We start from the raw sequence: 22,082 nt of genomic DNA, 5'->3' as shown, positions 1-22,082 counted from the left end.
CCAAACAATGCAACCTGTTTAACATACAAACATTAAGCACGACCGTACAATCACAATTAATAAAAGCAACGCCAGTAATGTGTTTGGTGTATTCGCAGGTATGTTCACAAGCCTTTGCTTTCGGATTGGCTTTAAGTACAACAGTGCGCTTCTGTCGCAAGCGGATTCAAAAAGGAAATGGATTTCAATGCAGAATCATCAGTTTATTCACACCCGCTCCATCAAACGTCTCATCACATACGGTGCTACCGCAATTTTAATCTTTCTGAGCACTTTTTTTTATACCGAGCATACTCTGAATGCTAACCGGGCGAAGCTGATGTCTTTACAAGCCGAGATCCTTACAGCATCCAATGAAATGCTGATGATGCGCCGCAATGAAAAAGACTTCATAGCCCGGGTTGATTCGCAATATAAAGTCAAAATGGAAGATGACTATGTCCATGTTATAGATAGCCTCAACGCAATAAATTCTGCGATACAAACACACAGCATTGATGCCGACTACGAGCCACAAGTAACCCTGGCTTCCGTTGATGACTATTACCAGAAATTCATAGCACTGAGTAAAGTTGTTTTACTCATTCATGGTGAAGGCGGGCACGACGGGCTCATCGATAAACTCAAAGATAAGTCTCTCATTCTGGAAGAGGCAGTTATTCAGGCGAACAACCCACGCCTTGATGAACTAACGCTGAAAACCAAGGATTTGATGTATCACTTCTTCTCTGATTTTGACGAGAAGGTACAGCAAAACATCAATACCAATCTGAGCCAGGTAAGAACGGAAATCACTAATAATTCGAGCTCACCTTCCCTGCTACAAGCTTTTAATGAGTTTGAATCGGCTTTCTATGAACTTCAGCGGGCCTGGAAAAGCTTTGGTTATCACCACGACGAAGGAAAACTGGGGGATTTAAGAAATACGATCCATCTATTAGAAAATAAACTAAATACGCTTTTCTCAGAGATCCCGGAAATTATCGATGAAGAGTTGGCGATTTATGAATTTTACCGACTTTTAGCCGGTGTAATGCTTTGTTTAGCCGTAATTGCAGTACTTCTGTATGTTGTTCGCCGAACAGGAAAACTTGAACGACAGCTCATCAGAGCTCGAGAACAAGAACGGCAAGCGAATAAAGCTAAAAGTGCCTTCCTTGCCAATATGTCCCATGAAATCCGGACACCACTTAACGGCATCTTAGGTATGACTGAAATATTGTCGGATTCTAAGCTGACCGCCATTCAGAAAGATTATCTGTCTACAATCAATGCCTCATCGCAAACCCTGCTGATGCTGATTAACGATATCCTGGATTTATCCAAAATCGAGTCCGGCCACCTGGAAATTTGCCCTCATACCTGTGCGATCAAAGAAGTGCTGTTTGATACCGCAGCATTAATTGCCCCCAAAGCCCAACAAAAAGGCATTGAGATCGTTGTTGAGCTTGATAATTCAATCCCCGACTACATCAAGGCTGATGAACAAAAAGTTCGCCAGGTATTAATGAATCTGGCATCTAACGCCATTAAATTTACAGAACAAGGTACCATCACCTTTACAGGCAGGCTCACCGCACAATCGGCTTCATCCGCCACCCTGTATTTTGCCGTTACTGACACTGGCATCGGCATTGATGAAGACAAGCAGGCTCATATTTTTGATGAGTTCAAACAGGAAAATGCAGACACATCGGTACAGTACGGAGGAACCGGTCTAGGCCTTGCCATCTCATCCAAAATGGTGGCGTTAATGGGCAGCCATATTGAGCTGAAATCAGCTAAAAACCAAGGTAGCCAGTTCTATTTTGAAATCGAATTTAACCGTGATGAACAGCAGCTCATTCAAGATAATAATATTGCTGTCACTTACTGTACTGAACACCCCGATACATTACTGATAGCAGAGCTTCAGCGGTTCGGTTATCAATTAGATCTGATCCGCGACCGAAATGAATTAACTCGTCAACGAGCAGGTAACAACCTGCTGCTTATTGATGATCCGATAACGCTTCATACGGCTGAGACAGATTTTCCAAACAACAAGCTAATCTATATCCGCCATAACAGTGCTAAAGTCGACATTCACTCAGACAATATCACCGCTTTTATCACAGCACCGTTGTATGGCATGCGCCTTAATAACACGCTGAAAGCGGCATACAGTAATGACTATCAAAGCCGCCCTGTCTCTCCGTCTCCAAATCAGATAAGCGACAAACAAATTCTGATCGTCGAAGATAACAAAGTGAACCAGCAGGTTGTCTGTATCAACTTAAAACGGCTCGGTATTAATTATCTGATCGCCAACAATGGCCTTGAAGCGGTGGAACTGTATGAGAAACACCATGACTCAATCAGCCTTATCCTGATGGACTGCATGATGCCGGTTCTCGACGGCTTTGAAGCCACAAAAGCCATACGCCAATTCGAAGCCGTTCACCATACCCCGCACAAACACATCATCGCGCTGACGGCGTCTATCCTCGACGATGATATTCAAAAGTGCTTTGACAGCGGAATGGATGATTACCTTCCGAAACCATTCAAACGCGATGTATTACTAGAAAAACTGGATAAGCAGGTGAGCCTGCTGAGTGAAGCCTGATAAACGTCCTAAACCGGAAAAGCCACAACAATTCCCCGCTTGAATAGAAGCGGGGATTAACTGATATACAAAACTATGAGCCGAATACCACCAATAAAAATCACACCGATAAAGCTGATTATTCCCGCAATGTTTGCTCTCACTCTCTTTCCTGTTTTCTATAAAATAGAAGCACAGGACCTCAAGCTCCCACAGTGCCAGGATGAAGAAATCGTGAATACGGTAGTCGACTTTTTTATATCTGAATCTGTATGGTCTGCTTACGGTGAGTCCAAAATCAAGGAGATGATAAATAGCAGCATTCATACTGCCAATCTGACTCTGAAAAACTCCTGTGTCCCGATGCGCAGACAGTCTGGAAAGCTGTATCAGGTGGATATGACCATACAGGCTTTCGATCCTGATTTAGCCTCATATCGAAACCAGTTACTGCGTGTGACTGAGCCGACAATCATCAAAGAAATCACACAAAAACCTAATCACTATTATGCATTAGTGGTAGACGATCTACCGGATGACATTCTGGGGAAAACCGATCTCTATCTGGATCCGCAATTTCTTATCCTGAGTGATCAGGCAGAAAAATATACGCTGGAACATGAACTGGGGCATCTCGCCAATGCTTGGCATGATGATACATCATGGAACTCCAGCCTAAGCAAGTACCTGGAAGAGTACACACCTGACGCCCACAAAAACGAACTACACGCTTATGCCAGAGGCTACAACTGTGCAGGGCGCAGAACGATAATGAGCCAGAGTTCAGTGTATTACCTTCAGCTGCCGATTTATTCCAGCCCCAATATATTCTTCGGGGATGAAGCCTGTGGTGATCATGAACATGCAGACAACGCCAGACAATTAAGAGAGTATGCACGCCGCCTAAAAGATAAAATGAAGAACAACGTATAGCACCATTTCATAAACACTTCCCCCGGCCTGTAGCCGGGGGAGGTGTAAAGAAGATGGAAGAACCCAATTAACGGGTCAAAATTAAGTTTCTGACAGGTTCATCACGGTTTGCGATACGTTTTCAGCTCCCGTGTAGATCTCATCCATCACGGTAGATACCTCAGTGATCTTGTTCATCCCCTCATTGGCGATCCTGGCAACTTCATCCATCGCCACGGTTACACTGTCGGTCAGGTTTTTATTGTCCAGAACAACGTTCGCAATCTCGCTGGTTGACTGGCTGGTACGGGAAGCCAGCTGACGAACCTCATCAGCTACGACCGCAAATCCTCGACCTTGTTCACCGGCACGAGCGGCTTCAATCGCAGCGTTCAATGCCAACAAGTTCGTTTGATCAGCAATTTCTTTGATAGTAGAAACAATTGCTTCAATACTTTGAGATTTAGTATTCAGCAATTGAATTTTATTTGAGGTTTCTTTTACTTTATCTGAGATCCCAATAGAAACCTGAACCGAATCATTAAGCAATTCCGAACCCTGTTTCGCAATTTGTGCCGTTTCCACTGATGTGCTGTACGCAATATCCGAAGCCTGAGCAACAGCCTCGCTTTTTTCAATTTGTTTCGTAATATCTGAAGCAAATTTAATAACTTTAACCACGTTACCAGAAGCATCCATAATAGGGTTATAAGTTGCTTCCAACCAAACCGCTTCACCGTAGTTATTTCTTCTTAAAAACTGGCCTGATTTAAAGTTGCCGCTTTCTAAATCTCGCCAAAATGAAGGGTTTTCAGCATAAAAAGTGTCATCACAAAACATTCTGTGATGCTGACCAGTAATTTGTTCCAGTGAATAACCGACAGTAGAAAGGAAGTTCTTATTCGCCGTGATAATATTACCTTTTGGATCAAACTCAATGATTGCCTGTGAGCGATCCAATGCACTTAACACGCTCTCTTGGGCCATACTGTCGATGTGGCTTCCAGTCACATCAGAGGCGATTTTCATCACCTTGCTCACCTGACCGTTCACCTTGACAGGAAAGTATGTCGCCTCAAGCCACAGAGTCTCTCCGGCTTTATTTTTTCGTTCGAAAGTTCCTTTGACAGAGCGTCCCTGACGAAGATCACTCCAAAACTGTTCATACTCAGAGGAGTTGGCATACGAAGGGAAACACATCACTGAGTGGTGTTTTCCAACCACTTCGTCAAAGGTGTATCCTGCTGTTTTTAAAAAGAGAGAATTGGCATTTAAGATATTCCCCTGAACATCAAACTCAATGGTTGCGATGCTGTCATTTATTGATGCCATAACCGCTTCCAAATTTGTTAAAGCATCCTGCTTACACCTAAGTTCTTCTTTTAACTTACGATTAAACATTAAACTTCCGACCCTCTACCAATCGCAATTGTAATATAATTATTAATAACAGTGCTTTAGCCTGAAAGAGAAACCAATGAAGACTGTATAATATAGCTTCAGGTGACAGCACAATATTGCGAACAATAACCCAGCTCGATTAATATTTCATCATAAATTTACATATATTGAAAAACAAAATATAAGCATGAACCATTAATCAATTCGTTAAATAATAATTATATGAGCGAGTAATGGCTCTAATACCAATTATGGACAGGAGAAATAAAACATCGAAATTCGGAGTAATACTATGAATTTAAAATTACTTTTTATTTTCTCGTCAAAATAAATAAGCAATTAATTGTTGTGACATGCTGAGAATAAAAAGGGCGAGGAGTTAACTTCCTCGCCCTTTTCAAACTAAATAACTGCTTATTGCAAAATATCGTAAGGTTTTGACCAGCTCAGGCGTTTACCCAGCTCGGCTTTTAGGTCTTTATAACGCAATGATGACTGCATCGCCTTAACATCATCTAATGTCATCAGCTCTTCTCCACCCTGCGTGTACTGGTTACGAACGTAGAGGATATCTTTGGCGCTCTGTTTATAGCTCCTGACATCAACCTGTTCACCGTAACCATTAGTAAAGTAGGTGTACACTTTCGGGTAATAACCCGGATCAATGGCTTTACAGTCTTTGAACGATGGCACCCACATATTACCGCCATCTTTAGAGTAGTAAGCGGTCACCGGCCGATCATTAGCAATATCTTCAATCATACAGAAAGTCGGACTCAGCCCAGTTAAGCTATGGGTGTTATTGAAAGCATGGCTCACCCAGTCACCACTGGTTGACAGATCTTTCCCCTCATCAGGGTTCCATTCCGTTTCATCCACCCATACCCAACTGTCAGAAGGGCCAGTCATGGATGTTTCGATAACGAAGTTTTGCGGATCAGAAACAAAATACGCTTTTTTACCGTTCTCCAGCGTGTACTGTCTGACGTAATCACGGCTTATCCAATAGACCGGGTTACTGGTATCAACATTACGACCACGGTAACCACCATCCACCAGACCAACAGTATTAAAAACAGTATTACCAATATGCTTAGCTGTACCACTAGCGATATCTGTAACACGATCGCTAATAAAATAAGGCTGATCACTGTACAGCAGACTTTCACCACCAGTAACAAAATCAGTGTGTGGACCAAAATACTGATACTGTGCAACATCATAGGTCGGCACAGTACCACCGCCATCCAGGACCGCTTCGGCTTTAATCACACGGACGGAACTACCCACCCAGCGACCATTGAATTTCAACAGGTAGTCCAGGGTCATAGTTTCAGCTGATAATCCTTTATCATAGCTCTGAATATCAAAGTGACTCTGATTAGAAGCAATATCCCAGCGACGGAAAAAGGTCACTTTATTTTCTTTCTGGCTGATAGCCCTTGGCTTACTGTCATACTGACGGCTACATTCTTCGCCACGATCAGCAGCATACGCCAGTTTCACCCCAGCAATATCAATACGGCAAACATACTGATCCTGCAATGCTGACGGATTCACTTTTTGCACAATACGCTTAAACTGCGTTTCATTAATACCGCTGTTTTCTGTCTGAAAATGGCCAAGCGCATTGTTATATGACACAAACTGAGCCTGAAGCTGAGCAGGAAGTGTCAGTGCATAATCAAGAATGAAAAATTCGGCTTTGTTCTGCTGAATTTTGTTAACGGTATAACCAACCAACTCCTTGGCCTGATAATAACCTTGCAAATGCGGCTTCGCGAAAGCCTGATTGCTGACTAGCAGGGACGCCGCACATAACAGTATTTTCTTCATTATCAGGCCTTATTTTTTGAAGTTTTCCGGAGTGCTGAAACCTGCACCTTTGTTCGATACATACTTTATAGCCAGCAAGTCTTGCAGCTCTGTCGAGTTAATGGTGATCTGAGTTTTATAGGGTTTAATCGTAAAAACAGTGTCCCGCTCTGAATCTGATTTAGATGACGATCCCCCGCCACCACACCCCATTACCACTGCTGATAGTAATGCCACTGAAAACTTTTTTTTCATTATTTCCCCAATTTCACCCCAATATAGAACACTGTATTATTGCAAATATTCGGAATATTTGAAAACTTATCAATATGTACACCTAAGTAACTGAATTTAAAGAACACTATAGATACCAACCCAGATAAGTCATTCAAATGACAAATTAATATATTTCCTCTTACAGGGGAGGTGAATAAGTATTCACAGTGCTTTCCACTCAAAATGAATCAAAAGCCTTTACCTACTGCCAACTGTTGTTGACGAAGAAAACAACACAGCAGATACTAACAACCGATATATAACCAACTATATAGCGATATGGATATCTGCCCGATGAAAACGCCTACTTCTGCGAGCAATGAAATTGCTACAATAAACGAAATTAATTTTGGTCAGCTGTATATTCGTCATTTGGCTAAAACCCATTACCACCCAAAACCGGCCAGCGAATGGGATAACAAAGCTAGAAGCTTTAAAAATGCCAGCGGCTCATTACACAGTACTTATCAGCAAGATTTTGTATCACGCCTTAATATATCGAATTGCAAAACCGTATTGGACGTAGGCTGCGGTGCAGGTACCATTGGGCTTTCTATGGCTGATTCAGTGGAGCATGTATACGGACTGGATTACAGCAAAAGCATGTTAGAAGCTTTCCACGCCAATGCGATAAATAATGACATCAGAAATGTCAGTACATTCCATCTGTCCTGGGAGAACAGCTGGGAGGAAGTTCCGCTCTGCGATATTGTTATCGCTTCACGAGCGATGCTGGTCGGTGACCTTAAACAAGCACTGATAAAACTCAACCACCACGCTAAAAAACGAATTTACCTGACACAATCGGCTAACCCTCACTTTATTTCACCAGAAATACTGACGGCCATTGGCAGAGACTGCATCGGCATGCCTGACTATATCTATACTCTGAATATTCTCTACCAATTGGGCATTTACCCGACTCTGTCATACATTGAAAGTGAGCACTACAGCCCACCTTCCATAAGCTTTGATGAACTGGTCAGTAATATTGAATGGTCAATCGGAACATTGAATGATGATGAGAAAACCCGCCTTCATACCTATTACCAACAGCATATTGAAGGTTCTGACTTACCTCAAAAAACCACTCGCAAATGGGCATTTATCAGCTGGAAAAAAGAATAGAACAGCCTCACCTATCTTAAGTTTCTAAATGGAGTGAGCCACTGCGGTGCAACGAGATCTCTTTGCGAAAGCGATGTGAAAATATCTCAGCGGCACAATTTGTACAGCGATATTTATAAAAATTCCTTTTAACGACTTTTTCAGTAAATGTCCTGTGAATCTGCTTAAAAACAGCCTGTTTTTCACAACAAGGACAGGTTTCTACAATCGACATAAAGCGCCCTCATCCATAAGCACCTTTACATAAGAAATCAAACTCATAAAGAATAATGCGAGCTATATCAAACTTTCTGAGGTGAATAATAATGTTCTCCAATAGAGTGATATCACCATATCAAAAACTATTTGATAGAAGTTCATAGATGCCAATTACACGCATACATAAAAAATCCCCTGCAGCATGCAGAGGATTTAAACATAAATCAGTCCGGGGTTAATTCAGCTTAAATTTACTGACTTCTTCCACCAGCTGACTGTTTGATTCTGTCAGCTGATGTGCGCTGCTAAGCGTAGACTGGCTGTTCGACTGCAACTCCAGCACCATGTCACGAATTGCTGTCATGTTGCGGTTAATCTCTTCGGTCACCGAGCTTTGCTCTTCTGCTGCGGTAGCTATCTGAGTGTTGATGTCATTAATCTCATGAACATTCTCACTCATTCCCTGCAACGCAGAATAGACTTTGGAAGTGTTCTCCAGTGTCAGATTACTGCTCTCTTTGGTCTTCTCAATAATGCTGACGGCTGCCTGAGCATCCTGCTGCAAAGACCCCAGCATCGCATTGATTTCCTCGGTACTTGATTTAGTACGGGCAGCCAGTGCACGAACTTCGTCAGCTACCACAGCAAAACCACGTCCCTGTTCTCCGGCTCGGGCCGCTTCAATTGCCGCATTCAACGCCAACAGGTTAGTCTGCTCCGCAATTTCACCGATAACACCAAGCACTGTATCAATCTGCTGAGTACTCTGGCTCATAGTCGAGATACTGTCAGCGGCCTCTTTGACTTCCGCAGCCAGCGTGTTCACACAGGCCGATGCATCATTGACGATTTCACGCGCCTGCTCTGCATTATCACTGGCCTGTTTCGTACTTGAAGCGGCATCCGATGCATTCTGTGCCACCGCTTCGGAAGTAGAGCTCATTTCTGTAACAGCCGTAACAACCTGTTCTGTTTCCGTAGTATGCGTATCCAATGCCTGACTGATATTCTCAGAACGGTACTGAATGTCGCTTATTCCCTGTGTGATTGAGCCAGATGAGCTGTTAATCTGAGTGATCACTTTGTGGAACTGGGCAATCATATTATTGATATCACCTGCTAACTCCGTCAGCTCATCATTACCCCGAGATTTAATGCGAAGTGAAAGATCATAGTTATTGCTAATTTCACTCATGGTACCGCGAATGTCATTCAGGGAAGAAGAAATGGTTCTGATAATTAACACTGACAGCAATAGCTGAATAACCGAGCAGAACACAGAAATCGCAATGTTCACTACATTGCTTTTCTCACTTAAAACTGTAGACACATCGTAAGTTTGCTCCGTAATAGCCAGTTGGATATTCACCAGCTTGGCAATATCCGTAGCCAGCGGATCAACAACTTTATAAGCCAGGGCGATCATCTCGCTGAGATCCGGCTCAGCTTCAGTCTCAAGTCGAGTTACGATCTGATTAAGCGTCTGATTCGTTGAAACCATTTGCTCTTTCGCCGCTGCAGCCAGCCTGGCTTCTTCCAATGTCAGTTCAGTCGCCAGATACTTAGAAAAAGTCTGTGATGAAATATCAATGGCCTTTCGGATCTCACCAATTACAGCATCACGGCTTTTAAGACCAACATTATGCTTATTTAATGCATCAATCACTTCAACGGCATATTCGTCTGAAATCAATTTTAAGTCTTTCAGCGGAACAACACGATCCAGATAAATCGACTCAATGGAACCTGTCAGTCGGCTTAAACTATTAAAAGATAGATAAGACAGCAGAATAAAACTGATGATGGCGACAACGGGAATAATTGTTAATTTTCTCGCTATATTCATTTTAACCCTATTGTATTTTTGTTGGCTGAGCAAAGGCTGGTTGTGATGTTTTGGTGGGTACAGCAGCAAAAGCTGACTGTATAAAATTCATACACACTATTGAACGGCGATATTAGCAGTATTACCCCTTTATGATTACCACGCATTTGTAATAAGACTATCCACACTTACATATGCTTTAGTCGACATAGAGAAACGTTAATAGCTCCAAACGAAAACTCTCTCAATCACCCACTACAAAGATAAACTTTTTTCACCTCTACCTTGTTCGCACATCAAGGCGATCGTCTGCGAGAAAGCCGTTTTACCCCTTTAAATTGGCGATTTGAGCACCCCTTAAAATACTGAATTTTAAAGCTTTTATTTTCTTGTTTTTCGGCTGTTGCCAATGTTAATTTAAGCGCCGACATCAAGGAGTCTCATATGCCGACAATAAAACAAACCTTTGAAAATCATGACTTTTCCAGACAGGACCTGGAAGCTGAGCAATTTCACCAATGCGCTTTCTATAACTGCAATTTCAGCAGGGCAAACTTAAAAGAAGCAGAGTTCATTGATTGCCGTTTCATTGAGCGCGGTGCGATAGAAGGCTGTAACTTTGACTACGCCGATTTGAAAAATGCCAGCTTCAAACGATGCCAACTGGCGATGAGCCATTTTCTCGGCGCAGACTGCTTTGGTATCGAAATCAGAGATTCAGATCTGAAAGGAGCCAACTTCTTCAAGGCAAACTTCGTAAACCGAATAAGTCACAATGTGTTCTTTTGCTCGGCATACATTACCGGTTGCAACCTTTCTTACGCTAACTTCGAGAGCCAATGTATTGAAAAATGCGACCTGTTTGAAAACCGCTGGCTAGGTGCCAACCTGCAAGGAGCTAACTTCCGGGGAGCAGATCTTAGCAGAGGACAATTCTCAGAAGAGCATTGGGGACAATTTGCGATGGAAGGATGTGATCTTACCCATACAGAGCTGAATGGCCTGGACATTCGCCGCGTCCGAATGACGGGCGTAAAAATCTGCGACTGGCAACAAGAGCAACTTCTCGATTCGCTGGGGATCATTGTATTGCCGGGCTGACCAGTTTTAGCAATTTAGTGACCAGTCAGCAAAATTCCTGAAAACAACATAGTGCTACCTTATCCAGCTTAGAAGACACACTGTTGAAGAGGTAGCTATGTATCCCAAGTCCACCGTCTCTGAGCTTCGGCTCGGAGTTCCGAAAAAAATGTTTACGATTAACGTCGAGACAGGGTTCGATAAACAGCCCGTTTCGAGCGTTAACGTCAATCTATTTGGGATTATCGGCGATCATCAGGTTCACAGCTCGCACGGAGGCGAAGATCGAGCCCTTTTACAGTTCGACTCCCGCCATTATGCTGAACTTGGAAAAACGTTCCCCAATTCCAGAAATTATCTTGTAAACGGCGGTTTTGGTGAAAACCTCGTTGTCGCCGGAATGAACGAACACAATATGTGTATTGGTGACAAAGTTGCCATTGGCAATATGCTGCTCGAACTCAGCCAACCTCGTCCTCCCTGCTTCAAACTCAACCACCGATTCAATGAACCCACAATGGCACTATATACGCAAAACAACGCCAAAACAGGTTGGTTCTACCGAGTACTGAACGAAGGAATAATTCTGGCAGGAGATCCAATCAGGGTGATAGAGCGACCTCACCCGGAGTGGCCAGTCGCGCGAGTACAACATTACCTCTATCATGAAACAGACAACAAAGCCGCCACAACCACGTTGTCTGAGATGAATGCTTTGGGCAAAGAAATCCGTGACACTTTTCGCCATCGCCTGGAATCAAATAAAACCGAAGACTGGAACGGCCGTTTAACCGGTAATTCAGGTAAACTCGAAATGCGGGTTGTGAAAATAGTTAATGAATCTGAAGATATCAAACGCTTCTATCTTAGCCGTACAGATCTGCAGCCCTTACCTGAATTTACAGCCGGCGCCAACATTACCTTAGCACTACCAAACGGGCTCCAGCGCTCCTATTCGCTCTGTGCCCTACAGGCCGATGACACCTGGCAAATAGCGGTACACAAATCTAACCAAAGTCGGGGTGGTTCTGCTTTTCTTCATGAGCAAGTAAATGTCGGCGATATCTTTACAGTATCCGGGCCTCAAAACTATTTTGAGATGACCAGAGCTGAACATCAGATTTTCATTGCTGCCGGTATTGGCATCACTCCGTTTTTAACCATGATTGAAGAAGCACTTGCTAACAGCGAATCGTTTGAACTTCATTACTGCGTAAAAGACATCAATGATTATCCGTTCAAAAAGTTACTTAGCCGATACTCAGGAAAGGTTTTAATCTACAGTCAGGTCAAACCGCTTGATATTGAAACTCTGCTGAATTTTCATCATCGGGGAACTCATGTTTATAGCTGCGGTAGCCCTGCTTTTGTCGATCTGGTACGAAAATCAGCCAAACATTGGAGTGATGAGCATGTGCATTTTGAACACTTAACTCCACCGGAGAAAAAGCTGACGGAAAATACTGCTTTTAAGGTCATCATTAAAGATACTGAGCAGAGTATTGAGGTTGAACAAAACGAGAGTATGTTGAATGCTCTCAGAAAGAACGGCATTCCTATCGATTCATCCTGTGAAACCGGCTGCTGCGGAAAGTGCAAGGTAAAATATGAAGGCAAAGCTGATCACCGGGACACAATCTTAACAACAAAGGAAAAAGAGATATTTATGACACCCTGTGTTTCCAGAGCCAAACAAGAACGAATCACTGTTTCAATCGATAAATAGCTTTAATTGATGAGCAGCTTTCTTAGGAAAATAGATCATCTGGACAGTTACGGGCGGAAAATTTCTGCCTTTCGTCTTTGTGCCGGTTCCCAGCCTGATGATAATAAAGCGCCGATGCATACCCATAAACAGGGGCAACTGGTTATGCCTATAAACGGGATGATGACATGCCGCGTCAGTGATGCCATCTGGCTGGTTCCCAAGCATCATGCGGTCTGGATCCCGGCACATATTCCTCATACTAACACCCCGTCAAAAGGTGCTGAGTTTTGTTTCGTCTATATTGATGATTCACGTCAGGAAATGCCGCACAGCTGCCGGACTCTATCCATTAGTCCGATGCTCAGGGAGATGCTGATTTATCTTTCCGAACTACCGCCTGAAATCAAACCAGATGAAAACCTGGAGAAATTAATTGATGTGGCATTTTTCCAGCTCGTGCAAATGCCGGCAGAAAAGCTCAGCTTTCCACTTCCATCAGAAAAGCGCCTGAAAAAAATAGCGGATGCGCTAATAACAACCCCATCAGATCGACGAACAGCAGAAGAGTGGGCCTGTGATAACGCCATGAGTGTCAGGACATTTACCCGACTGGTAAAAAGTCAGACAGGAATGAGTTTCCGCGACTGGCGTCGACAACTTCATATCATCGTAGCCTTGCAGCGACTGTCTGAGCATTGGAGTATTCAGGCTATTTCTGACGAACTTGGCTACGACTCAGTCAGCGCCTTCATCACTATGTTCAAAAAGGAACTGGGCAAACCGCCTCGTCAGTACTTAATAGAAAATATCAATAAATAGAACTGATCTCGCCCTCGCCGCTTTAACAGCGATGAGGACGAAATTAATGCTAAATCTGTAATTATTTCCTTTTTGAATCACAGCTCTCAAACGTTGCAGTGCTATTGATCGCTATTGAAAGAATCTTCGCTGAATCTGTCTCTTCATTGGCAGATGATGCTAGTGTCCCTCTGGCTTTTGCCAACCTTTCCATTAGTTCCAGCCGTTCTTTCTCTGCTTTTGATATCGCCTTTTCTTTCAACATAAATCACCCGAATAATGTTTTAACTCTTGCCTTTCTGTTACTCAACAGCAAACACAACTTTGCTGTTGCTTATTCAGGTTTATATCAATTAAAAAACGATAGAAGTAATTAGATACTATCTGTTTTATCGATAACAGTAGTCACAAATCAAGTTCAAAGCTCACACTGTACTTCCGCAATTGGCAGCTTATGCTCCCCGAAACAAACTAAAGCTTCGTGTTTATGACGCTTCCCAAGCGATACACCACCGATTTCGCTATTCTTCATTCTCAGGCTTTGAGCATAAACTTCTTCACCATCGAAAAGCTCAGCTTTAAAAGCATCCTGAATAGTCGATTCCAAACGAGTACCACTTCCGGAAATTGAAAAAACAACGCTGGCGCAGCGTTGATCCGACTTTTTCTTCATTGCGATTATATTGTCACCATTATTAGTAACCACCTCATGCTCTGCTGGAGCTATGTTAACCAACTGCACATTATGAAGAGTGCACTTACCAGCAAAAGCAGAACCCGAGAAAAGCATCAGGATTAATAATACTCGCTTTGAAATCATTGATTTACCCATAAAGAAAACAGCAAATCCGCGATGTTACAGCAATTTTGTTATTCGTACTGTAATGATTTGTCAGATCACTATCTGTACAGCGAATCAACCAAAATTTAATCCAGACAACATTCTTTAACTTATGATGGCGCTACAATGGCAGATCACCAAAATACGCGTTACGTTTTTTTATGCAATCCCGTCTTCCTGTTAATAAAGAGCTTTGGCTGAGCTTTGTTTCCCAGCCGTCGGTTGAAGCCGAAGTACCGGATATCGATCCACACCTGCAACAGGTATGGCAGCGTTGCCGCCGCCAGCAACGTCATGATCACTGGCCTGTTCCCCATCGCGCCAAAGGGGTGACATTCAAATCGATCAAAAAAACCAAGGCACCGTTTTTAAACCTGGCGATTCCAGCCGTCGAAGATATTTACGAGTACCTGGAAAACACAGGTTGTGCCTTTGTGGTCTGTGATGAAACAGGTTGTACGCTTCATCTGTGTGGTGATATAGACATGCTGGCAAAGCTGGAAGCGCTCAGTATTCGCGAAGGCGTTTACTGGCGTGAAGGCATTATTGGCAATAATGCAATTTCCAGCGCAATGCATCTGGCCAAACCAACCCGAACAACAGGTTACGAACACTTCAAGCAGGCACTACACCCTTTTGCCGTTTATGCCGCACCCATTATTGACGGCAACGGTTCAGCACAAGGCTGCATTGCTCTGGTTCTCCCGGCGGAAAAATCCTGTCTCTCTGCACTCGGTCTGATCCATTCAGCCACACGGGATATCGCCAGCCAGATCCAGACGGAAAACATCCTGACCGAGTCCAACCAGCATTTATCCGAAGTTCATGTCTTGCTTGAAGGCGTCGAAGAAGGCGTTCTGGCCTGGTACCCATGCGGAAAAATCCATTACCTGAATCAGAAAGGCAGTGATTTGCTGGGCCTGAGTCGCAGTGTACTCGGCAGCAATATCCAGACAGTGCTTAACCTTCCCCAACTTGTCCGCGAAGCGATCAAACAAGGGAATGGACTGGATATGGTCGAAACCACGATTGAGAGTAAGTGTGAACCTGGCAGGAGCAAACTGATCTCAACAGTGATGTCACTGAAAATCGTCAAAACCGCCAGTAACGATACCCACTGCTATATCGCGCTGCTTTATCCGCTAAAACAAATCCGGGATCTGGTCCACCAGCATGCCGGTAACCGGGCAAGACTGACTTTCGATGATATTGTCGGCCGTTCCGATGTAATGCAACGGGTGATTCGTCAGGCCCGTCATGCCGCTAAAGGTCGTGGCCCTGTTTTACTTCACGGCGAAGACGGACTGGGCAAAAGCCACTTGGCTCAGGCCATTCATAATGCGGGTGATCGCCGGGGACAACCGTTTATTGCTATAAACTGCCAGGCGATTCCAAAAGAGCTGATGGCTGCAGAATTTCTGGGTTCGGTACTGGACGGTGATAACAGCCCGGCTTCCAAATTCGAATTGGCTCATGGCGGAACCCTGTTTCTGGATCAGGTGGAATGCCTGTCGTCAGAAGTTCAGGCAGCCCTGCTTCATCTGCTGAAAACCGGCCTGCTGAACCGGATGAACGGGAATATTGTGTCGGTTGATGTCAGGATCATTGCCACTTCGAATGTCGACCTGGATCAGTTTGTGGCCGAGAAACACTTCCGAAGCCAGCTGCTGCTGGAACTGCAAACCTTCGATATTCACATTCCGCCACTGCGAGAGCGACTTGAAGATGTACCAGCTCTGGTTGATCGTAAACTCACCCATCTCGAAACAGAAAAGAAGACACCGCTTGCGGTAAGCCGGGATGCCATGACATATCTGATGCGCTACCGCTGGCCCGGTAACCACAGGGAGCTGCGCAATGTCATTGAGCGCGCAGCAAATTTCGCTCAAGGCAAACTTATCGAGGTCAAAGATTTACCGGAAAATATTCTGTGTACATCCGAACAGGTAACCCCTGGTTATCAGACACCATCGTCAAATTGCCTGGCTGAAGCTGAAAAGAATACTATTATCCGCTCAGCTCGTTACTGCCGAGGTGTAACCAGCAAGATGTGCAGTGATCTCCAAGTAAGCCGCACGACCTTATGGCGTAAACTAAAAAGCTACCAAATCAATATCAGCGATTATAAATAGTCGAAGTGAACCTAAAACCGAGGTTCCCATAAACATAAAAAAACCGCCCGATTGGGCGGTTTGTATTTTCTGTCAGTCATAAGCAAATGACCACTAAAGCAACGACATCACCTGTTTTAGCGTCGAAGCATTAAGTACCGCCTCAGCAGTATCGACAGCCTTTATACTGTCGGTTTCACGCACAGCCTGCTTCACCTCAGCAATTCGAATCGGACTCATGCTGAGTTCATCAATCCCCATACCAATCAGGGTTGAAGTCAGCTTAGGATCACCAGCCATCTCGCCACAAATCCCAATAGAGATCCCGGCTTCATGAGCCGCATCGGCAGCCTGTTTAATCATACGTAAAACTGCAGGCTGAGCCGCAGACACCAGGTACGAAACCGTATCATTACCCCGATCCGCCGCCATTACATACTGCGTCAGATCATTGGTACCGACACTGAAGAAGCTCACTTCTTTTGCCAGCAACCCGGCATTGGCAACTGCCGCAGGTACTTCAACCATAATGCCGACTTCAGGCATCGCAGCCGCGATACCATTGTGCTGCAGAGTTTCATAGCAGCTGTTTAGCAGGTACTTAGCCTGATTCAGCTCTTCCAGTGTTGCTACCATAGGGAACATCACTTTCAGGTTCGGATGCTCGACTCTTGCACGCAACAGGGCATTGAGCTGCAACTTGAACACATCAACATGCTGTAAACACAATCGAAGACCACGGCAACCCAGGAACGGGTTCTCTTCTTGCTCCTGAGGCATGTAAGCCAGCGGCTTATCACCACCTATGTCCAGGGTGCGGATAATTACTGATTTATCTCCGAATGCAGCGGCAATCTTGCAATAAAACTCGTACTGGCTTTGCTCAGACGGCACCTGTTCGCTGTCAGTAAACAAAAATTCAGTGCGAACCAGACCGACACCTTCAGCCCCGCAGTGAATAGCTTTTTCAGCATCTTCCAGATTAGCCAGATTGGCAAACACATCTAACGCCAAACCATCTTTGGTTACGGCCTTTTCCATTGCCATGGCCTGAGCCTGTTCACGCTTGCGAGTCAGTTCCTCGGCCTGACGGCGGGCGTTGTCCAATTGCTCAGCATGTGGCGCCAACCACACATCACCGCTAGAGCCATCCATAATGGCCATTTCCCCTTCCGGACTCTGCGACATAATTCCGCTTAAGCCAACTACAGCAGGGATCCCCAGTGATCGGGCCAAAATGGCGGAGTGAGATGTCGTACCACCGTGCTCCAAAATGATGCCGCGCACCATTTCAGGATCCAACTGAGCAGTATCGGAGGGCGTCAGATCAACCGCAACCAGTATGACCGGCTCATCCAATACAATCTGCTGCCCGGTTTCACCTGTCATCAGCGCCATCACCCGGCGACCGATATCGTACACATCGTTGGCACGGGCCTGCATATACTCGCTGGCCGACGCCTCATAAGCCTGCGCAGTTTGCTCAATAACCTGCTCCCAGGCTTTTTCAATCGTAACCGCTTCTTTCAGGCGTTGTCTAACCTGCTCGCCCAGTTCAGGATCAGACAGCATCTGACCATGGGCGATGAAAATTTCACTTTCTGATTTCGAACCGGCATTGGCTGTTCTGACCACCAGATCCGCCAAATCGCGCTGCGCCGTATCGCAGGCTCGGGAAAAACGGGACCACTCTTCTTCATAGCCAAGGAAGTCACGTTCAGGTGCTTTCGGCATGGATGGCCGGTAGTGCCACAACGGCGCAATGGCGATCCCCTCGGATGCTCCAACTGCACAGAGCCGACCGTCTTGGTGGGTCGTTACCCGGCGAGTTGGCCGAGGGGGTTCAGCCGTTCCCTCTTCTACCGATTCGTTAAAATGCTTTTTAGCCAGTGCAATAAACGCTTCCAGTGCAGGCAATGCTTCATTACCACTGGCAATAAAATTCAGTTTGTCACCTTTTCTTACCCCAAGCAGGGCAATCCCGTTAAGGCTTCGGGCACTGACTCGCTTGTCATTGCAGCTCAGCCAGACTTCAGCATCAAAAGAGCTGACCGCGGCGACAATCGCGGATGCAGGGCGGGCATGAAGTCCGTGCGGGTTTTTCACCTGCCACTCAAACTCAAGTTCATCGCCGCTGACTTCGTGCTCAAGATCGATTCCGATGGAACCGGCTCCCGGCAGCTTGGCACTCTGCTCCAGCAGTTCATACTTAGCGCAAAGGGCGTTGTGCGCTTCATCTGCCACCTGAATCAGTGACATTCCGGCAGCGGCGGCAACACAGGCCGACATAGTGCCTTCAATTAATGGTGCGGCGCAGACGTGAACATTGGCCGCAATCTCGCTGCCGAGTAAATCCAGAGCGGTATCCGTGCTTAAAATTGCACTCCCCATATCCACCAGCACCAGCACACCTTCCGGGGAGTACACTTCTTCAATCGCCATCATCACGGCAACCGCATCCGTGCCAATCGGGTTCTCCGGATCATCGACACCGGCAGCCACCGCGATCTGAACTTTTCCCTGGCTCATCTGACTAGCCAGTTCATGAACGCCTTTAGCAAGATTCGGGCTGTGGGAAACAATTACAATACTGACCATAATTAAACCTTAGCTGAGGTGACACGAAGCCACCTCAAACAACAGAAAGTAATGCTTATTGCACAGAAGCGTTACGTAGAGCGGAGAACATCATGTAAGTAGACGTAGCCCCCGGATCCTGGTGACCGATAGAGCGTTCACCCAGGTAGCTGGCTCGCCCTTTTTTCGCCTGCATAGGAATAGTGCCTTTCATGGCTCTTTCGGCTTCGGCTACTGCACAGTCGAGCGCATCAGCCATAACCGTTCCCTGCTTTTCTTTCAGGCAAGCAAGAATACCGTCCCAGGTATCGACCATCGTCTTATCGCCAACTTCAGCTTTACCGCGCTGAACGATGCCATCAACACCGTCTTGCAGCATCTGAGTCAGCTCAGCCAGGCTCAGTTCTTCTTTTGCCATCACACTGGATGCACTACGGATAAAGAAAGTGCCGTAAAGCGGACCGCTGGCGCCACCAATGCTGGAAAGCAAAGTCATGCCTGTGGTTTTCAGAATCGTACCAATATCCTTATCTGCAAGACTTGGCAGTTTGTCTTTCACTTTCTGGAAACCGCGGTTCATGTTCAGGCCGTGATCAGCATCGCCGATTTCCCTATCCAGGTCAGTCAGAAAATCCTGCTCTGCCTGAAAAACCTCTGCTGACAGTTCAAGCCATTGAAGGATCTGCTGTTTGGTAATAGTCATCTTGTTCTCCTTAACGCTTAGCAACCCCAGCGCAATGCAGGTGTGTTCACAGGCATGTCGTACAGTGACAGCATCTCGTCATCCACTTTCAGCAAAGTAATTGAAACCCCCTGCATATCCAGCGATGTGCAGTAACTACCAATCATGTTGCGCTCAATTTTGATGTCGTGCTGCTCAAGCATTTCCGCAACCTTGCGGTAAACCATATAAAGCTCAGACAGTGGTGTCGCACCCAGGTTGTTTACCAGTACAATCACACGATCACCACCTTTTAATGTTTCAGTGGTCCAAGTTTCATCCTGCCAGTCACCGGCACCGTTATTCCAGCGGCGAACCACACGCTCATATGGCTGATCTTCCAGAATCGCATTCATCATGTCAGTTGTAATCGTATCGCCGTCAGTGAAAGCACGGCGTTCAATGCCCGGCTCACCATGAATACCGATACCAAACTCAATTTCATTATCAGCCAACTCAAAACTTGGTTTGCCCGCAGCTGGAACCGTACAGGCAGAAAGCGCGACACCAATAGAGCGGCCACGGTTGGCAATGCGTTTTGCCAACTCACTCATTTTCTCAAGGTCGTAACCTTCTTCTGCCGCTGCACCGAGAATTTTTTCGGCCAGTACAGTGGTCGCCACCCCGCGACGGCCGGCAGTGTAAAGGCTATCTTTAACTGCAACGTCATCGTCAACCAGTGTCGCCTGTACTTTAATGCCGTCACCATGCAGCAGCTCGACCGCTGTTTCAAAATTCAGCACGTCACCGGTGTAGTTCTTAATCAAAAACAGGACACCTTCACCGGCATCAACTTTTTGACCACATTCATACATCTGATCCGGCGTTGGCGAAGTAAACATTTCGCCAGGACAGGCACCATCCAGCATACCCATACCAACATAACCACCGTGCATCGGCTCGTGGCCACTACCGCCACCAGATACCAATGCAACTTTGCCGCTTTTAAGATCACGGCGCGCGATATACATAGGATCCAGGTTAACTTCCAGCTCCGGGTGTGCCTTAGCAATACCTTCAAGCTGTTCCCTTACTACATTGTCGACCTGGTTAATCATTTTTTTCATCGTTCTGTCCTTATTTTCTGCGCAAGGTAATTGTGTTTGGGCCTGGTGCTGATCGCTGCTTATGTGTTGGAATGCGATAAACCTGTCCGTCAAGCCGGGCCAAATGTTATGCCATCAGGTGAAGATGGTGCTAATTAGCCCCATTTGTTTCATATTGAAACACCACACCCAAGAAAATCGTTCCATTTTGAAACAAGACGATGAGGTATGTCCCGGATATTTGAGCTGAGTCGAATTTTGAATGGGTCAAAAAGAGTAGAAAAGGCTGAGAATCAACGCAAAATGAGAACTGACCCAACAGGCCAATTAACAAAATTGCTAATGAGCTCACAAAGATTTTCGTAATAAAAGAAACAAAATGAGAGTTTTGTTGGAATCAGGGGCGAAGAAGGGTGAAAAAGGCGTACAACGACTTTGTACGCCCAGAGGCATTCTATAGTTCAATCAGATCTTTTCTAACTGATCTTTATATTCATTTGGCAGGTTCGACAGTGTCATTACAGTCAGACCAGTAAGTTCATCTTCTGCCATCTTCTTAGTCAGCGACATTGATGCCGACTCAGGCAACTTCCACATCGCACCTGTTGCCGGATCGATGATCAGCATACCAAGCAAACCACCGATCAGAATATTACCAAAGTACCAACCATCAACGCTGCTGGTTACAGTATAAGTAACCGTTGTATAGTCATCTTTTTCGTAGGTAATCGTGTAGTCTGCACCATCAAAAAAGCCATTTGAACTCGGCAGTGTAACAGTACTTGGCGTAATGCCCTGATGAACAACCTCACCGTCTTCATTCGTAATTGTAAAATTCGCTTCAGAAGGCGAACTTATAATGGATACAGGATAACTGCTTTCACTAACAATGGTGGAACAAGCCGATAGTGAAGCCATTAACACAGAGGATAGTAAGATTCGTTTCATGATGTTTCATCTAAGAGCAAAAAAACGCACCATAACACACGAAAATATAAAACAACCCACCTATAAGCATAAAGCCAGCAAAATCGACTGTAAGCGAGCAAATAACAACC

General features: G+C 45.2%; 17 protein-coding genes. 7 read left to right on the top strand and 10 right to left on the bottom strand.

The annotated features are described in order from the left end of the window. Positions 1-187: 187 nt before the first annotated feature. A complete protein-coding gene (locus AACQ93_RS17175) occupies positions 188-2,608 on the top strand; it encodes a hybrid sensor histidine kinase/response regulator (RefSeq protein WP_064606925.1) in 2,421 nt (806 codons plus the stop codon). 75 nt (positions 2,609-2,683) lie between these two features. Further along, a complete protein-coding gene (locus AACQ93_RS17170) occupies positions 2,684-3,520 on the top strand; it encodes a hypothetical protein (RefSeq protein ID WP_064606922.1) in 837 nt (278 codons plus the stop codon). A gap of 81 nt (positions 3,521-3,601) precedes the next feature. Here AACQ93_RS17170 and AACQ93_RS17165 read toward each other — a convergent pair whose 3' ends face one another. From AACQ93_RS17165 to AACQ93_RS17155, 3 genes are all read right to left on the bottom strand, one after another. Continuing rightward, on the bottom strand, positions 3,602-4,900 hold the full coding sequence (locus tag AACQ93_RS17165) for a methyl-accepting chemotaxis protein (RefSeq protein ID WP_007463166.1): 1,299 nt from the start codon (positions 4,898-4,900) through the stop codon (positions 3,602-3,604). A gap of 414 nt (positions 4,901-5,314) precedes the next feature. Continuing rightward, positions 5,315-6,736: a hypothetical protein gene (locus tag AACQ93_RS17160; protein WP_064606919.1), complete on the bottom strand. Its 1,422-nt coding sequence runs from the start codon at positions 6,734-6,736 to the stop codon at positions 5,315-5,317. A gap of 9 nt (positions 6,737-6,745) precedes the next feature. Continuing rightward, positions 6,746-6,970, bottom strand: a complete 225-nt coding sequence (locus AACQ93_RS17155; protein ID WP_064606916.1) for a hypothetical protein — start codon at positions 6,968-6,970, stop codon at positions 6,746-6,748. Positions 6,971-7,285: 315 nt separating this feature from the next. Here AACQ93_RS17155 and AACQ93_RS17150 point away from each other — a divergent pair, with 315 nt between their 5' ends. Then, on the top strand, positions 7,286-8,119 hold the full coding sequence (locus AACQ93_RS17150) for a class I SAM-dependent methyltransferase (RefSeq protein WP_064606915.1): 834 nt from the start codon (positions 7,286-7,288) through the stop codon (positions 8,117-8,119). A 433-nt stretch (positions 8,120-8,552) separates the two neighbouring features. On the opposite strand, the gene AACQ93_RS17145 is transcribed toward AACQ93_RS17150, so the two are convergent. Then, positions 8,553-10,163 carry a methyl-accepting chemotaxis protein gene (locus AACQ93_RS17145; protein ID WP_064606912.1) on the bottom strand — a complete coding sequence of 537 codons (1,611 nt, stop codon included), beginning with the start codon at positions 10,161-10,163 and terminating at the stop codon, positions 8,553-8,555. A gap of 423 nt (positions 10,164-10,586) precedes the next feature. On the opposite strand from AACQ93_RS17145, the gene AACQ93_RS17140 reads away from it, so the two are divergent. The 3 genes from AACQ93_RS17140 to AACQ93_RS17130 all read left to right on the top strand — a co-directional run bounded on the left by AACQ93_RS17140 (position 10,587) and on the right by AACQ93_RS17130 (position 13,749). Next, on the top strand, positions 10,587-11,243 hold the full coding sequence (locus tag AACQ93_RS17140; protein WP_064606909.1) for a Qnr family pentapeptide repeat protein: 657 nt from the start codon (positions 10,587-10,589) through the stop codon (positions 11,241-11,243). A 148-nt stretch (positions 11,244-11,391) separates the two neighbouring features. Further along, positions 11,392-12,948, top strand: a complete 1,557-nt coding sequence (locus AACQ93_RS17135; protein ID WP_232323349.1) for an MOSC domain-containing protein — start codon at positions 11,392-11,394, stop codon at positions 12,946-12,948. A 9-nt stretch (positions 12,949-12,957) separates the two neighbouring features. Beyond that, the gene (locus AACQ93_RS17130) at positions 12,958-13,749 is read left to right on the top strand and encodes an AraC family transcriptional regulator (protein ID WP_064606902.1); all 792 of its coding nucleotides are present in this window, start codon (positions 12,958-12,960) and stop codon (positions 13,747-13,749) included. Between the two features lie 61 nt (positions 13,750-13,810). On the opposite strand, the gene AACQ93_RS17125 is transcribed toward AACQ93_RS17130, so the two are convergent. After that, a complete protein-coding gene (locus AACQ93_RS17125; RefSeq protein WP_064606899.1) occupies positions 13,811-13,993 on the bottom strand; it encodes a hypothetical protein in 183 nt (60 codons plus the stop codon). Between the two features lie 153 nt (positions 13,994-14,146). Then, complete coding sequence (locus AACQ93_RS17120; RefSeq protein ID WP_064606896.1) at positions 14,147-14,560, bottom strand: hypothetical protein; 414 nt, start codon at positions 14,558-14,560, stop codon at positions 14,147-14,149. 170 nt (positions 14,561-14,730) lie between these two features. Here AACQ93_RS17120 and dhaR point away from each other — a divergent pair, with 170 nt between their 5' ends. Continuing rightward, positions 14,731-16,701, top strand: a complete 1,971-nt coding sequence (dhaR, locus tag AACQ93_RS17115; protein ID WP_064606893.1) for a dihydroxyacetone kinase operon transcriptional regulator DhaR — start codon at positions 14,731-14,733, stop codon at positions 16,699-16,701. Between the two features lie 93 nt (positions 16,702-16,794). On the opposite strand, the gene ptsP is transcribed toward dhaR, so the two are convergent. The 4 genes from ptsP to AACQ93_RS17095 form a co-directional block, all read right to left on the bottom strand. Continuing rightward, positions 16,795-19,278 carry a phosphoenolpyruvate--protein phosphotransferase gene (ptsP, locus tag AACQ93_RS17110; RefSeq protein WP_064606890.1) on the bottom strand — a complete coding sequence of 828 codons (2,484 nt, stop codon included), beginning with the start codon at positions 19,276-19,278 and terminating at the stop codon, positions 16,795-16,797. 55 nt (positions 19,279-19,333) lie between these two features. Beyond that, positions 19,334-19,960, bottom strand: coding sequence for a dihydroxyacetone kinase subunit DhaL (gene dhaL, locus AACQ93_RS17105; protein ID WP_064606886.1), 627 nt, complete (start codon positions 19,958-19,960; stop codon positions 19,334-19,336). 17 nt (positions 19,961-19,977) lie between these two features. Beyond that, positions 19,978-21,045 (bottom strand): dihydroxyacetone kinase subunit DhaK, encoded by a 1,068-nt coding sequence (gene dhaK, locus AACQ93_RS17100; RefSeq protein ID WP_064606884.1) that lies wholly within the window; start codon positions 21,043-21,045, stop codon positions 19,978-19,980. Between the two features lie 444 nt (positions 21,046-21,489). Further along, the gene (locus AACQ93_RS17095; protein ID WP_064606881.1) at positions 21,490-21,972 is read right to left on the bottom strand and encodes a hypothetical protein; all 483 of its coding nucleotides are present in this window, start codon (positions 21,970-21,972) and stop codon (positions 21,490-21,492) included. Between the last annotated feature and the right edge of the window lie 110 nt (positions 21,973-22,082).

The organism is Photobacterium sp. J15, from assembly GCF_963870815.1.
In the GTDB taxonomy this organism is placed as follows: domain Bacteria; phylum Pseudomonadota; class Gammaproteobacteria; order Enterobacterales; family Vibrionaceae; genus Photobacterium; species Photobacterium marinum.
Note: the sequence above shows the minus strand (reverse complement) of the source record. Positions and strands in the feature narration are given on the sequence as shown.

What these genes read in the sequence shown, in the direction of transcription:
- AACQ93_RS17175 (WP_064606925.1), top strand. Translation starts at nt 188, where the DNA reads ATGCAGAATCATCAGTTTATTCACACCCGCTCCATCAAACGTCTCATC.
- AACQ93_RS17170 (WP_064606922.1), top strand. Translation starts at nt 2,684, where the DNA reads ATGAGCCGAATACCACCAATAAAAATCACACCGATAAAGCTGATTATT.
- AACQ93_RS17165 (WP_007463166.1), bottom strand. Translation starts at nt 4,900, where the DNA reads ATGTTTAATCGTAAGTTAAAAGAAGAACTTAGGTGTAAGCAGGATGCT.
- AACQ93_RS17160 (WP_064606919.1), bottom strand. Translation starts at nt 6,736, where the DNA reads ATGAAGAAAATACTGTTATGTGCGGCGTCCCTGCTAGTCAGCAATCAG.
- AACQ93_RS17155 (WP_064606916.1), bottom strand. Translation starts at nt 6,970, where the DNA reads ATGAAAAAAAAGTTTTCAGTGGCATTACTATCAGCAGTGGTAATGGGG.
- AACQ93_RS17150 (WP_064606915.1), top strand. Translation starts at nt 7,286, where the DNA reads ATGAAAACGCCTACTTCTGCGAGCAATGAAATTGCTACAATAAACGAA.
- AACQ93_RS17145 (WP_064606912.1), bottom strand. Translation starts at nt 10,163, where the DNA reads ATGAATATAGCGAGAAAATTAACAATTATTCCCGTTGTCGCCATCATC.
- AACQ93_RS17140 (WP_064606909.1), top strand. Translation starts at nt 10,587, where the DNA reads ATGCCGACAATAAAACAAACCTTTGAAAATCATGACTTTTCCAGACAG.
- AACQ93_RS17135 (WP_232323349.1), top strand. Translation starts at nt 11,392, where the DNA reads ATGTTTACGATTAACGTCGAGACAGGGTTCGATAAACAGCCCGTTTCG.
- AACQ93_RS17130 (WP_064606902.1), top strand. Translation starts at nt 12,958, where the DNA reads ATGAGCAGCTTTCTTAGGAAAATAGATCATCTGGACAGTTACGGGCGG.
- AACQ93_RS17125 (WP_064606899.1), bottom strand. Translation starts at nt 13,993, where the DNA reads ATGTTGAAAGAAAAGGCGATATCAAAAGCAGAGAAAGAACGGCTGGAA.
- AACQ93_RS17120 (WP_064606896.1), bottom strand. Translation starts at nt 14,560, where the DNA reads ATGGGTAAATCAATGATTTCAAAGCGAGTATTATTAATCCTGATGCTT.
- dhaR (WP_064606893.1), top strand. Translation starts at nt 14,731, where the DNA reads ATGCAATCCCGTCTTCCTGTTAATAAAGAGCTTTGGCTGAGCTTTGTT.
- ptsP (WP_064606890.1), bottom strand. Translation starts at nt 19,278, where the DNA reads ATGGTCAGTATTGTAATTGTTTCCCACAGCCCGAATCTTGCTAAAGGC.
- dhaL (WP_064606886.1), bottom strand. Translation starts at nt 19,960, where the DNA reads ATGACTATTACCAAACAGCAGATCCTTCAATGGCTTGAACTGTCAGCA.
- dhaK (WP_064606884.1), bottom strand. Translation starts at nt 21,045, where the DNA reads ATGAAAAAAATGATTAACCAGGTCGACAATGTAGTAAGGGAACAGCTT.
- AACQ93_RS17095 (WP_064606881.1), bottom strand. Translation starts at nt 21,972, where the DNA reads ATGAAACGAATCTTACTATCCTCTGTGTTAATGGCTTCACTATCGGCT.